Source organism: Brevibacterium spongiae (assembly GCF_026168515.1).
GTDB classification, from domain to species: Bacteria; Actinomycetota; Actinomycetes; order Actinomycetales; family Brevibacteriaceae; genus Brevibacterium; species Brevibacterium spongiae.
In genome coordinates, this window is record NZ_CP093443.1 from 2,046,328 (window position 1) to 2,059,473 (window position 13,146).

The 13,146-nt window shown below is 65.4% G+C and carries 12 protein-coding genes; 7 read left to right on the plus strand and 5 right to left on the minus strand.

What is annotated here, in order from left to right; translation table 11 throughout:
- Positions 1–28: 28 nt before the first annotated feature.
- Together L1F31_RS09285 and L1F31_RS09290 are read right to left on the minus strand one after the other, a co-directional pair.
- A complete protein-coding gene (locus L1F31_RS09285) occupies positions 29–481 on the minus strand; it encodes a hypothetical protein (protein ID WP_265420339.1) in 453 nt (150 codons plus the stop codon).
- A gap of 28 nt (positions 482–509) precedes the next feature.
- On the minus strand, positions 510–1,301 hold the full coding sequence (locus L1F31_RS09290; RefSeq protein WP_265420340.1) for an alpha/beta hydrolase: 792 nt from the start codon (positions 1,299–1,301) through the stop codon (positions 510–512).
- A 105-nt stretch (positions 1,302–1,406) separates the two neighbouring features.
- On the opposite strand from L1F31_RS09290, the gene L1F31_RS09295 reads away from it, so the two are divergent.
- Both L1F31_RS09295 and L1F31_RS09300 read left to right on the plus strand, forming a co-directional pair.
- On the plus strand, positions 1,407–2,237 hold the full coding sequence (locus L1F31_RS09295) for a lysophospholipid acyltransferase family protein (protein WP_265420341.1): 831 nt from the start codon (positions 1,407–1,409) through the stop codon (positions 2,235–2,237).
- A 227-nt stretch (positions 2,238–2,464) separates the two neighbouring features.
- Positions 2,465–3,049, plus strand: a complete 585-nt coding sequence (locus L1F31_RS09300) for a MerR family transcriptional regulator (RefSeq protein ID WP_265420342.1) — start codon at positions 2,465–2,467, stop codon at positions 3,047–3,049.
- A gap of 279 nt (positions 3,050–3,328) precedes the next feature.
- On the opposite strand, the gene L1F31_RS09305 is transcribed toward L1F31_RS09300, so the two are convergent.
- On the minus strand, positions 3,329–4,171 hold the full coding sequence (locus L1F31_RS09305; RefSeq protein WP_265420343.1) for a ParA family protein: 843 nt from the start codon (positions 4,169–4,171) through the stop codon (positions 3,329–3,331).
- A gap of 176 nt (positions 4,172–4,347) precedes the next feature.
- Here L1F31_RS09305 and L1F31_RS09310 point away from each other — a divergent pair, with 176 nt between their 5' ends.
- From L1F31_RS09310 to L1F31_RS09320, 3 genes are all read left to right on the plus strand, one after another.
- Complete coding sequence (locus tag L1F31_RS09310) at positions 4,348–7,749, plus strand: pyruvate carboxylase (RefSeq protein WP_265420344.1); 3,402 nt, start codon at positions 4,348–4,350, stop codon at positions 7,747–7,749.
- Entirely contained in the window at positions 7,742–8,248 is a 507-nt protein-coding gene (locus tag L1F31_RS09315) for a peptide deformylase (RefSeq protein ID WP_265420345.1), read from the plus strand. The genes L1F31_RS09310 and L1F31_RS09315 overlap by 8 nt, the downstream gene beginning before the upstream one ends.
- A gap of 68 nt (positions 8,249–8,316) precedes the next feature.
- Positions 8,317–9,171, plus strand: coding sequence for a 3-hydroxybutyryl-CoA dehydrogenase (locus L1F31_RS09320; RefSeq protein ID WP_265420346.1), 855 nt, complete (start codon positions 8,317–8,319; stop codon positions 9,169–9,171).
- A 129-nt stretch (positions 9,172–9,300) separates the two neighbouring features.
- Here L1F31_RS09320 and L1F31_RS09325 read toward each other — a convergent pair whose 3' ends face one another.
- Positions 9,301–10,560, minus strand: coding sequence for an aspartate aminotransferase type Ic (locus tag L1F31_RS09325; protein ID WP_265420347.1), 1,260 nt, complete (start codon positions 10,558–10,560; stop codon positions 9,301–9,303).
- Between the two features lie 261 nt (positions 10,561–10,821).
- Here L1F31_RS09325 and L1F31_RS09330 point away from each other — a divergent pair, with 261 nt between their 5' ends.
- Positions 10,822–11,556, plus strand: coding sequence for a class I SAM-dependent methyltransferase (locus L1F31_RS09330; protein ID WP_265420348.1), 735 nt, complete (start codon positions 10,822–10,824; stop codon positions 11,554–11,556).
- A 61-nt stretch (positions 11,557–11,617) separates the two neighbouring features.
- On the opposite strand, the gene L1F31_RS09335 is transcribed toward L1F31_RS09330, so the two are convergent.
- The gene (locus L1F31_RS09335) at positions 11,618–12,088 is read right to left on the minus strand and encodes an Hsp20/alpha crystallin family protein (protein WP_265420349.1); all 471 of its coding nucleotides are present in this window, start codon (positions 12,086–12,088) and stop codon (positions 11,618–11,620) included.
- 83 nt (positions 12,089–12,171) lie between these two features.
- On the opposite strand from L1F31_RS09335, the gene L1F31_RS09340 reads away from it, so the two are divergent.
- Positions 12,172–13,104 (plus strand): AEC family transporter, encoded by a 933-nt coding sequence (locus tag L1F31_RS09340; protein WP_265420350.1) that lies wholly within the window; start codon positions 12,172–12,174, stop codon positions 13,102–13,104.
- Positions 13,105–13,146: the final 42 nt, after the last annotated feature.

A 13,146-nucleotide genomic window follows, 5' to 3' on the forward strand; every position in this document is an offset into this window, starting at 1 on the left:
GTTCTCGGGCAGAAGACGACATCACGGTTCACACCGAGGAGCCGTCTCCGTCGTCAGCGGAACGCTGGGAGGGCAGATGGTAGAAGAGTCCCACGGCCCCGCCGATTCCGACGGCGATGCCGATGAGCAGGTACCAGCCGGGCAGCGGGCGGAAGAAGATGGCCCCGACGAGCAGGAGCGCCACCGCTCCGAGGGCGGCGGCCCAGGAGAGGACGAGTGTGGGTGCGGCGGTGCGCCAGCCGATCGGCTCAGCAGGTCCCGGCTGCCAGCGTTCGGTGTCCTCGAGGGCCTCCCGGACGTCGTCGGCCGGCATATCGCCCATCGGGGCCGCAGGCTCGGCGATCTGCTGCACGAGGTCGTCCCACTCCTCGTCGCTGATCCTCGACCGGTCATTGCCGATGCGCTCTGGGTCCGGGACGTCCTGGCGCCAGTCGTCACGGCCTTCGTCGTCGGAAGCCGAAGCGGTGCCGTCGTCATTCATACCTGTCACAGCAATTCTGTGCTCGCGGCTATTCCCCGCCCCGGTGCGCCGGGGCGGATTCGGTCGCAGCGGAACGCGCTCTGTCCAGGACCACCTCGGCGATGGTCTGCGCATCGAAGTCGAGAGTCGCCACGTGACGCGACCTACGCAGAGCCACGATCTGGGCAGGATGCGGCAGATCTGAACGCAGCGTGCGCAGAGTGCGGGGTCCGACGACGTTGTCCTCACCGGAGATCATCGCGGTGACCGGGGTCTCGATCTTCCAGAGATCCTCGCGCAGCCCCTTCAGTGCCTGGTGGAACGTGGCCAACGGTGCCAGCGGCGTCCGGGTGTACGCGTATTCGTCCCGGTCGGGGTGGGCGATGTCGCCTCCGATCGACGCCGTCGTCCGCATCACGTGGCGCAGCACGGGCAGGAGCGGGGCGAAGGGGGAGTCGACGTAGAGCGCCGGATTGACGACGACGATCTCATCGGGGGCCGCGGCGTCCGTGCCCAGGGCCAAGGCAAGAGATCCGCCCATCGACAGTCCGGCGACGATCACCCGATCGTGATCGGCCTGCAACCGGGTCAGCTCCCGGCGCGCTGCTTCGAGCCAGTCGGACCAGCCGGTGCGGTCCATGTCCTGCCAGGTCGTGCCGTGGCCGGGCAGGCGGGGCACGCTGACATCGAGGCCCTCGGCGGCGATCGCGCGGGCGATCGGAACCCAGACCACAGGAGAGCCGGTCAGACCGTGCAGGAAGAGGACCGCGGTCGGTGAACCGGCACCGAGGCTGCGATAGGCGGCCAGCGGCTCGGACCGCAGAGTGAAATCGATCTCCATGCAACCAGCATGGCACGGATGAGATGATCTGAGCATGGTCGTTCACGGTTCGTATCGATATATGATTGCCGAGGACGACAAGGAGTCGTACATGGAAGGGTGCGCGTGTTCTACTGGTTTCTCAAGCGAGTCCTCGCTGGACCCATCCTGCGGATCCTGTTCCGTCCCTGGGTGCGCGGCCTGGACAATCTGCCGACAGAGGGCCCGGCGATCATCGCGGGAAACCACAACCACTTCATGGACTCGATCTTCGTTCCGCTGCTCGCACCTCGGCCTGTCGTCTACCTGGCGAAGAAGGACTACTTCACCGGGCGCGGAATCAAAGGCGCGGTGACCCGATGGTTCTTCAAACTCAACAATCAGCTGCCCATGGACCGCGGCGGCGGCTCGGGGTCCCAGGCCTCACTCGAATCGGGGCTGAAAGTTCTGGGCGAAGGCAACTCTTTGGGCATCTATCCGGAGGGGACCCGCTCACCTGACGGCAAGCTCTATCGGGGGCGGACCGGAATCGCTCGGCTCGTCCTCGAGTCGGGTGCGCCGGTCATCCCGGTCGCCATCATCGGCACTGACAAACTCCAGCCGGCAGGTCGACTCGTACCGAAGCCGCGCCGCGTCGGCGTCGTCTTCGGCACGCCCATGGACTTCTCGAAGTACTCGGGCCTGCCCACCGACCGCTTCCTGCTGCGTTCGGTCACTGACGAGATCATGTACGAGATCATGCGGCTGTCGGGACAGGAGTACGTCGATTCCTACGCCTCGACTGTGAAGACCAAGCTGCTCACGAGCGCGAAGCCGAAGAAGGCAGAGCCGGCGAAGAAGTCCAAGGACGCCAAGAAGTCGGATTCCAAGAAGCCCGACTCCGACTCCGTGAAGTCCGACGCTGAGTCGTCCGACGCGCAAGGCCGGTCCGAAGGGCGCCCCGACAGCGCTGAGTGACCCGCCTGGTCGGGACGAATGACGGCCAGATGACATGTTCGAATACTGCGGTAACGGCGACACGCAGAAATTGTTACCTTGGGGTGTTTGTCCAGACCGGCACGGCAGAATAACTTGGAGTTGTTGAATCCCACTGTAGGTTCGCTGGGAAGAGAGCTAGAATGGCTATGTTCTCGGTCCTTCCAAGCGACCTTCGCTTCCCCCAGGGACTTTAAGGAGGAGTCGGTGTGAACCGCTCAAGTCACGAAAGCGTCGACATGACGCCGATGCCGTCAGCGGCGCAAGGCCTGCTGTTCGATGATGATCTGCCTGTTCTCGACGAAGAGGCCGGCTACCGCGGTCCCACCGTCTGCAAGGTCGTCGGCATCAGCTATCGTCGTCTCGATTACTGGGCGCGCACCGACCTGGTGACCCCCTCGATCCGCAATGCCACCGGATCCGGAAGTCAGCGTCTCTACAGCTTCCGCGACATCCTCGTCCTCAAGATCGTCAAGCGACTCCTCGACACCGGTGTTGGGTTGCAGTCCATCCGCACAGCGGTCGAGCATCTCCGTTCCCGCGGCGTCGAAGACCTTTCTCAGATCACGCTGATGTCCGATGGCGCCAGCGTCTTCGAATGCACCTCGCCCGATGAGGTCGTCGACCTCCTCCAGGGTGGTCAGGGCGTGTTCGGCATCGCTGTCGGCCGAGTCTGGAACGAAGTCGAAGGCACGCTGTCCGAGCTGCCGAGCGAACGCATTCCCGAAGACGATGCGGCGATCGAAGCAATGGACGAGCTCGCGGCTCGTCGCGCCGCCCGCAAGAGCGGCTGAACCCAGGGGCATTCCGTCTCACCGATTCGCCGAGGCGGTCCGTCCACAGGACGGGCCGCCTTCGTCATTCACGAAATGGATGGTGAGGATCATAAGCCGGAATGGGTGCACGACACCGGCTTGTCGCACCTATGGCGTCTCAGTCGGCCCGTTTGTGGTCACTCCACCGAGGGGGAACGGCAATCATGCCGCTCTGGCCTCGGTGTATTGACCACAGACGAGACTGCCGCCCGGACCGAAGGTCAGGGCGGCAGTCGCAGAATCGTGCTGGGGGAGAGGCTACTTCTTCTCAGGCTTCGCCTGGGCCGGCTTCACTTCGCCGCCGCGGCGGCCGCGGATGTTCTCCGAACGCAGTGCTCGCTCGAGGAGAGCGTCGAATGAGCCGGCGACCTCCTCGGCGGGTTTGCCCGGCCAGGAATGGATCGGGCGCGCCGAGCCCTGTGCCTGCTGCATGACCGCACGCTCGGCCAGCGGCGGATTGAGGACGAGGGGACCGAACATCTCACGCATCTCCTGGATGCGGTAGTCGTGCTCGGTCGAACCGGCCCGGACACGGTTGACGACGAGTCCGAGGGGCTGCAGATCACTGGCTCCGCGCTGCCGCAGCTCATCCGTGGCACGCAATGCCCGATCAGCGGCGGCCACCGAGAACAGACTCGGCTCGGTGACGACGGCGACGCGGTTGCTCGCCGTCCATGCCGTCCGGGTCAGTCCGTTGAGGCTCGGTGGGCAATCGATGAGGACGAGCCGATATCCCTTCGCGATCCGAGACAGGGCATCCTCGAGGCGACGAAGATATCGCTCCGACAGGGAAGGACGATCGAACTCCGCGGCGCGTGGAGAGCCGGAGATCACGTCGAGGTGACCGAGCCTGTCTCCGACCCACCCCGAGGGGATGATGGCCTCGGACAGGATCTTCTGGGACTTCGGGGCAGCAAGAACATCGGCGATGTCGACGCGCGTCGAGGTCGGCACATCGAGACCCGTCGACGAGTCCGCTTGCGGATCCATGTCGACGACCAAGGTCGGAATTCCCCTGTTGTAGGCCGCCGAGGCCAGACCGAGCGTTACGGACGTCTTACCGACTCCGCCTTTGAGGCTGCTGATACTGAGGACAAGCACCCTCCTACGGTAACGTATCGGGACCCATGGAGCCGTGCCGACCACGCCGAGACGTCCGGTCCAGTCAAAAGTCGACCCCCACCCGCAAAGGTGTCATAGGTCACTGAGTAGAGTATGTTTCCGACAGCTTGTCGACCAGTCGCCCAGTGCGGCCGATACAGAAGTGAGAGACACCTATGTTCTCTAAAGTTCTCGTGGCCAACCGCGGAGAGATCGCCGTCCGTGCGTTTCGTGCCGCCTATGAGCTCGGAGCCTCCACAGTCGCAGTCTTCCCCTATGAGGATCGCAATTCCGAACACCGGATGAAGGCCGATGAGGCCTACATGATCGGTGAGGAAGGGCATCCCGTCCGCGCCTACCTCAGCGTCGAAGAGATGCTGCGGGTGGCCAAGGAGAGCGGCGCAGACGCCATCTACCCCGGCTACGGCTTCCTCTCGGAGAATCCTGATCTGGCACGCGCCTGCGCCGAGGCGGGAATCACCTTCATCGGCCCGCAGGCCGATGTGCTCGAACTCGCCGGAAACAAGGTCCAGGCACTGGCTGCTGCCCGCAACGCCGGGATCCCCGTGCTCGATTCGACCCGGCCCTCGGCCGACATCGCCCAGCTGTTGGCCGATGCCGAATCGATGGAGTACCCGCTCTTCGTCAAGGCGGTCGCCGGCGGCGGCGGTCGCGGTATGCGCCGAGTCGCTGCCGCAGCCGATCTCGAGGCAGCGCTGAAGGCGGCTATGCGTGAAGCCGAAGGCGCCTTCGGCGATCCGACGGTGTTCATCGAGCAGGCTGTGCAGCGTCCTCGCCACATCGAGGTGCAGGTGCTCGCGGACAATGACTCGAACGCGATCCACCTGTTCGAACGTGACTGCTCGGTCCAGCGCCGCCACCAGAAGGTCGTCGAAATCGCACCGGCGCCGAACCTCGATCCCGCGATCGCCGCAGAGCTGCACGCCGATGCCCTGAAGTTCGCGAAGGCCCTCGGCTACCAGAACGCCGGCACAGTCGAGTTCCTCCTCGAAACCGATGGGCCACGGGCCGGCAAGCACGTGTTCATCGAGATGAATCCGCGTATCCAGGTCGAACACACCGTCACCGAAGAGATCACCGACGTCGACCTCGTCGCTTCGCAGATGCGCATCGCCGCCGGCGAGTCCCTCGCGGAGGTCGGCCTGCGCCAGGAGGATATGCGGATCAAGGGTGCCGCCCTGCAGTGCCGCATCACCACCGAGGATCCCGCGAACTCCTTCCGCCCCGATACCGGCACGATCACCGCCTACCGGTCCGCCGGTGGTGCGGGCGTGCGCCTCGACGGCGGCACGGTCCATGCCGGAGCTGCCGTCAGCCCCCACTTCGATTCGATGCTGGTCAAGCTCTCCTGCCGCGGACGCGACTTCGCGCAGGCCGTCGGCCGTGCCAAGCGCGCCCTCGCGGAATTCCGCATCCGCGGTGTGTCATCGAACATCGGGTTCCTCCAGGCCGTCCTCGACGAACCCGCGTTCGTCGCCGGTGACCTGTCCACCTCGTTCATCGAAGAGCGTCCGCATCTGCTCGACGCCCGCGTCAGTGCGGACCGCGGCTCGAAGCTGCTCGACTACCTCGCCGATGTCACTGTCAACCGCCCGCACGGCGAACCGGGCCTGCGCATCCGTCCAGGTGACAAGCTTCCCGACACCGACCTGTCGGCGACTCCCGCACCGGGCAGCCGTGATCGCCTCGGCGAACTCGGTCCCGAGGGCTTCGCCCGCGCTCTGCGCGAGCAGACCGCGCTGGCAGTCACCGACACGACGTTCCGCGATGCCCATCAGTCTCTGCTGGCCACCCGCGTGCGCACCCGCGACCTGCTGGCTGTGGCCGGGCACGTGTCCCGGATGACGCCCGAGCTGCTGAGCATCGAGGCGTGGGGCGGAGCCACCTACGATGTGGCGCTGCGGTTCCTCGGCGAAGATCCGTGGGAACGCCTCGAATCGCTGCGCTCAGCGGTGCCCAACATCAACCTGCAGATGCTGCTGCGCGGCCGCAACACCGTCGGCTACACCCCGTACCCGACCGAGGTCACCGACGCCTTCGTCGACGAAGCCGCCCGCACCGGCATCGACATCTTCCGCATCTTCGATGCCCTCAACGACGTCGAACAGATGCGCCCGGCGATCGAAGCCGTGCGGGCGACGAATTCCTCGCTCGCCGAGGTGGCCCTCTGCTACACCTCGGACATCCTCGACCCGCGTGAAGAGCTCTACACCCTCGACTACTACCTGCGTCTGGCCGAGCAGATCGTCGATGCCGGAGCCCATGTGCTCGCGATCAAGGACATGGCCGGACTGCTGCGACCGGCGGCGACGGTGAAGCTCGTGACCGCTCTGCGGGAGAACTTCGACCTGCCCGTCCACGTGCACACTCATGACACCGCGGGCGGTCAGCTCGCCACGCTGTACGCGGCGGCAGCTGCCGGTGCCGACGCCGTCGATGCCGCTTCGGCGGCCATGGCCGGCACGACCAGCCAGCCCAGCCTGTCCGCACTCGTGGCCGCCTTCGAGAACACCGAACGCGATACGGGCATCAGCCTCGACGCCGTGAGCGACCTCGAACCCTACTGGGAATCCGTGCGCAAACTCTACGCACCCTTCGAATCCGGCCTCGCCGGACCCACCGGTCGTGTGTACCGGCACGAGATCCCCGGCGGGCAGCTGTCCAACCTGCGCCAGCAGGCCGTGGCACTGGGCCTGGGGGAGCGGTTCGAGGACATCGAGCATATGTACGCGGCAGCCGACTCGATCCTCGGCCACCTCGTCAAGGTCACCCCGTCGTCGAAGGTCGTCGGCGACCTCGCCCTCCACCTCGTCGGTGCCGGAGTCTCTCCCGAAGAATTCGCGGAGAACCCGGACAAGTTCGACATCCCGGATTCGGTCATCGGATTCCTCAACGGCGACCTCGGTGACCCTCCGGGCGGTTGGCCCGAACCCTTCCGGACGAAGGCGCTGGCCAGTCGCTCGCCGAAGCCGCTGGTCGAGCACCTTGAGCCCGAGGACGCCGCCGCGCTGGAGGCGCCCGGCCGGGAACGCAAGGACAAGCTCAACGAGCTCCTGTTCCCCGGACCGACGAAGGAATTCCAGTCGATGCGTTCGAACTACGGTGATCTGTCCGTGGTCGAGACCTCCGAATACCTCTACGGCCTCACCGCAGGAGAGGAACACGCGGTCGAACTGTCGAAGGGCAAGAACCTGCTCATCGGCGTTCAGGCCATCGGCGGCACCGACGAACGCGGTATGCGTTCAGTCATGTTCACCCTCAACGGACAGCTGCGTCCGCTGCAGGTCCGCGACCGGTCCGTTGAGAGCGAGGTCAAGGCCGCAGAGAAGGCCGACCCGAACAACCGCGGACACGTCGGCAGCCCCTTTGCCGGCGTCGTGACCATGCAGGTCCACGAAGGCGACCAGGTCGCCGCCGGAGACACCGTCGCAACGATCGAGGCGATGAAGATGGAAGCCACGATCACGACGCAGACCGCCGGCACCGTCTCCCGCGTGGCCATTGCCGACGTGCAGCAGCTCGAAGGCGGCGATCTTGTCGTGGTGATCGATGCCTGAGCGTGATATCCGGCTGTGGGGCGATCCGGTGCTCCGCAGCCGCTGCGAACCGGTGTCGGTCTTCGACGCGCATGTCGAAGCCCTCGCCATCGATCTCGTCGACACGGCACGGCCGGAAGGCCGTGCCGCGGTCGCGGCCCCGCAGATCGGGGTCGGGCTGAGAGCCTTCGGCTACGACCTCGACGGACGCACCGGTTACGTCATCAACCCTGAGATCGTCGAGGTCGGGGGAGCGCTGCGCGATATCGAAGAGGGCTGCCTCTCGGTCCCCGGACTCTTCTTCCCGACCCCGCGCTACGAATTCGCCAGAGTGCGCGGGGTGGATGCGCAGAACCGTCCGGTCGAGATCGAAGGCACCGAGGTATTCGCGCAGATGCTCCAACACGAGGTCGCGCACCTCGATGGACAGGTCTATGTCCAGACTCTGCCCACCGAGCGCCGCCGAGAGGCGATGAAGGCGATCCGGTCGGCAGAGTGGTTCCTCAACCGAAATTCCTGACTGACTTCGTGCCCGGACTCGATGAGTTCGGGCACGATCAGCAGCCTTGCACAACGAAGGAGACGCCAGTGAATATCCAACGCACAGCAGTCATCGGCAGCGGACTCATGGGAGCCGGAATCGCCGAGGTGCTCGCGAAGTCCGGACTCGACGTGATCGTCCGTGAGATCAACGACGAGGCATCCGCGGCCGGGAAGGCACGGATCGAGAAGTCCCTGTCCAAGGCCGTGGAGAAGGGCAAGCTCGACGAGAAGGCCCGCGATGAAGCCCTTGGCCGTCTGCGGTTCACCACGAACATCGCCGATCTCGCCGATCGTCAGCTCGTCATCGAGGCGGCCAGTGAGAACGAAGAGATCAAGAAGTCGATCTTCGCCGAGCTCGATGAAGTCGTCACCGATCCGGAGGCGATCCTCGCTTCGAACACGTCGTCGATGCCGATCATCCGCTTCGCACAGTCGACACAGCGTCCCGAACGTGTGCTCGGGGTGCACTTCTTCAATCCGGCACCCGTCCAGCCGCTGGTCGAGATCGTGTCTTCGGTGCTCACCGCCGAGGATGTCCGCGACACCGTGACGTCGTTCGTCTCCGATGTGCTGGGTAAGAACCCGGTCCAAGCCGATGACCGTCCCGGCTTCATCGTCAATGCTCTGCTCATCCCGTACCTGTGCAGCGCCATCCGGATGCTCGAATCCGGATTCGCCACGAAGGAAGACATCGATGCCGGCATGGTCGGCGGCTGCGCCCATCCGATGGGTCCGATCAAGCTCACTGACCTCGTCGGTCTCGACACGTGCCTGTACGCGGCACAGAGCATGTACGAAGAGACCGGTGACCCGGCGACCAAACCGCCGATCCTGCTCTCACGGATGGTCGACGCCGGGCTGCTCGGAGTGAAGTCCGGGCGCGGCTTCTACGAGTACTGAGCCGATACGGCCGACAACGCACGCACAACGATGAAGGGGCCGCTGCGAACCTGATGGTTCGCAGCGGGCCCTTCCGCTTCGGCGGAGTCCAGGGTGTGAAGCGATCGGCCCCTGGACCGTCGCCGGAACTCAGCCGGCCATGAGCTTCTCGAAGCTCGCCAGCCGTACGCAGGCGACGAGGCCCTGGGCGGCGAGCTCGACCTCGTCGAGCGTCGGCATCGTGGGAGCGATGCGGATGATGCTGTTGTTCGGATCCAATCCATAGGGGTGGGTGGCCCCGGCCGGTGTCAGCTTCACTCCCGCCTCGGCGGCGAGCTTGACCACGCGATCGGCGATGCCGTCCATCGTCGTCAGCGTGATGAAGTAGCCGCCCTCGGGCGATGTCCACGACGCCAGATCGTCTGACCCCAGCCCTTCGTCCAAGGCGGTGAGCACGGCGTCGAACTTCGGAGCGATGATCTCAGCATGTTTGCGCATATGCGCCTCGACGCCTGCGGAATCGGTGAAGAAGCGGAGATGACGCAGCTGGTTGATCTTGTCCGGACCGATCGAGACCTTGCCCAGGTTCGCCGTCATCCAATCGACGGTCGCCGGTCCGCCCGCGAAGAACGAGACTCCGGCTCCCGCATGGGTGACCTTCGACGTCGACGCGAAGATCCATGCACGTTCCGGATGACCGGCCTCGGCGCACAGGCTGAGGATGTCGAGGTTATCCGGATGGTCCTCACGCAGATGGTGCAGCGCATACGCGTTGTCCCACAGCAGAGTGAAATCGGGTGCTGCGGCGGGCATCTGCGCCAGTTCGCGGGCGCGTCTGTCCGTGATGGTGATTCCGGTGGGGTTCGAATACATCGGCACGATCCACATGCCCTTGACCGCGGGGTCTTCTGCCAGGCGCTGGGCGGCGGCGACGTCCGGACCCTCATCGTCCATGGGAATGGACAGCAGTTCGAAGCCGAGCGATTCGGCCAGGGTGAAGTGGCGGTCGTAGCCGGGAACAGGACACAGCAGCTTATGCGGTCCCAGCCCCCAGGGTCGGTCGTCGACGGCGGTGCCGTGCAGCAGAGCGAATGTCAGGGCCTGGGTCATGAACGTCAGCGAAGCGTTGCCACCGGCCAACAGCTGTGCGGCCGGGACCTTGAGCAGCGGAGCGAAGATCTCACGCAGTTCGATGAGCCCCTCTGCACCTCCGTAGTTGCGGGTGTCCACCCCGCTGGGAGTGAACACATCGTCACCGGAGACGGTGGTGAGCAGATCGGCTGCGAGGTCGAGCTGAGCCGGTGCGGGCTTGCCGCGGGTGATGTCGAGCTTGAGGCCACGGGACGCGAATTCCTCGTACGCGGCGGACGCCTCGTCCAGGCGTGACTGGAGATCGGACAATGAGGACATGGTGGCTCCTTCGAGCTGGGATCGGGCCGATGCCTCCATCCTAACGACCCCACGTCGATCGGTGCGCGATCACCCTTGCGCTGACAAGCGACAACAGCGACAGCCAACAGAGAACAGCGACACGAGAACCCGGCGAGGACAGCATCCGGGGAGGATAGAGTTGTCTTCGACATCGACACGGACATTCTGCGGCGGCTCCGACAGCGACTGTCGAGTAGCCGACCGCATTCGGGCACCCGACCAGGGGAGAGGCGGATACAGATGGTGCGACCACGGGCTCGGGCCGCGCATGGGCGCGGTTTCGGTGCTCAGGCCGAGGTCTACGATGAAGTCCGCCCGGGCTATCCCGATTCCGCCGTCGACCTCGCCCTGACCGACCGTTCCGACGGCTGGGAGGCACTGCGGGTCTGCGATCTCGGTGCAGGCACGGGAATCCTCAGCCGGCAGCTGCTCTCCCGCGGTGCCGATGTCATCGCCGTCGATCCCGACACCGCGGCGCTCGAACGCAATCCGGCACCCAGCCGGGTCGGCACGGCCGAAGATACGGGCCTGGAGTCCGACAGCGTCGACCTCGTCATCGTCGCACAGGCCTGGCATTGGTTCGACGAGGCGGCTGCGGCGGCCGAGATCGCCCGCATCCTGGCCCCCGGCGGCAGGCTGCTCATCCTCATCAATCAGCTCGACGTGCGCATCGACTGGGTGCTGCGTCTCAGCCGGATCATGCACGCCGGTGACGTCTATCGTCCGCAGTACCGACCGGAGCCGGGTGCAGGGCTCGAACTCGTCGGCGACCGCCTCGTCGAGTTCACCACCGCTCTCGATGTCGACGGCATCGTCGACCTCGCTCGCACACGGTCCTACTGGCTGCGATCGAATGAGGCGACACGGTCGCGGGTGGAATCGAATCTGCGCGGCTATCTCCGCGACGAACACCCGGTGACCGGCACGGTCGACGTGCCGTACATGTGCCTGGCCTATCTCCTCGAACTGAAGTGACGAGACAGCGGGCCCGCACCCTGGAATGGGTGCGGGCCCGCGAACGGATCTGACCGGTCGGTCAGCTCAGGGAATCCTCGGCTGCGGAGCCTTCGGTCGATGTGGATTCGACGACCGGGGCACTGCCTGCGGGCGAGGTGTGCGACACGGTGATCTTCCGGGGGCGGGCCTCCTCGGCGACGGGGATCGTCAGGCTGAGCACGCCGTCACTGTAGTCGGCGCGGATCCGGTCGAGGGCGACGCGATTGCCGAGCGTGAGCTGGCGGGCGTAAGTGCCGTTGGTGCGTTCACGGGTCAGCCACTTCACGTCCTTGTCCGCGACCTCGGATTCGCGACGGGCGCGAACCGTGAGGGTGCGGTCTTCGACGTCGACGTCGATGCTGCTGGGGTCGACGCCGGGCATGTCGATGCGGGCGATGAAGACCTCACCGTCGCGGTAGAGATCCATGGGCAGGGTGGTGGAGTTCGGGGTGCGAGTGACCTCGGAGAAGAAACGGTCGAGGTCGCGGATGGGATCGAATCGAGTAGCCATGTGCTTCCTTTCTTTGGGTTGCTCTATTGAGTCAAACACACTCAACTTTGAAATGATTCCGAACTCATGAAACTCTCAGTTCTGTGAGTCTGGTTCCGGTGCTTCTCGCCCTCTTCCCCGTCACGGTGCTCATCGCCCTCGGTCTCGGGCTCAGACGTCTGCCCGGGTTCGGCAGCGACGAATTCTGGGCCGGGGCGGAGAAGCTCGCGTACTACTGCCTCCTTCCCGTTCTCCTCTTCACCTCCGTCGCCGAGGTGGACGTGGCCCATGTGCCGATCGCCCGCTTGGCAGCGGCGCTCGTCATCCCCACAGTGATCGTGTCCGTGGGCATCGTGCTCGCGCGGCGAGTCGTCGCTCGTGATCTGCCCGCCTTCACCTCGGTGCTCCAGGGCGGGATCCGCTTCAACACGTATGTCGGGCTGTCATTGGCCGGCAGCCTGTTCGGTGCCGAGGGCACGGCGGTGGCGGCGATCGTCGCGGCGATTCTCGTCCCGACGGTGAACATCATCTCGAGCCTCGGCTTCGAGTTCCTGCGCACCGGCCCGAGTTCGCTGGTGGCCCTGCTGCGGGCGATCGTGACGAATCCACTGGTGCTCGGCTGTGTGGTCGGTGCGGTGGCGAACGTCAGCGGATTGGGTCTGCCTGCCGTGGCCGCCACGGTCCTCGACCCGCTGGCCGCGGCTTCGCTTCCGATCGGACTCCTGTGCGTAGGTGCGGGTCTGCGGATGGTCGAGATGCGTGATCATGCGCGGGCGATCATCACTTCGACGGTGATCAAGCTTCTCGTGCTGCCGGGCCTGTCACTGGCGGCTCTGGCGCAGTTCGCGGTTCCCAGCGTGCCGGCGCTCGTGGGAATGGTCTTCCAGTCGATCGCGACTGCCAGTTCGGGCTATGTCATGGCCCGGCAGCTCGGCGGGGATGCGAAGCTCATGGCCGCCCTCATCGCAGGACAGACCGTCATCATGCTGCTCACGCTGCCGTTCGTCCTCCTCATCGCCCAGTCGGTCCTCGCCTGAGAGTTCGTGCGCGGACGACGAAGGGCGGCCGCCTCCCTGGGG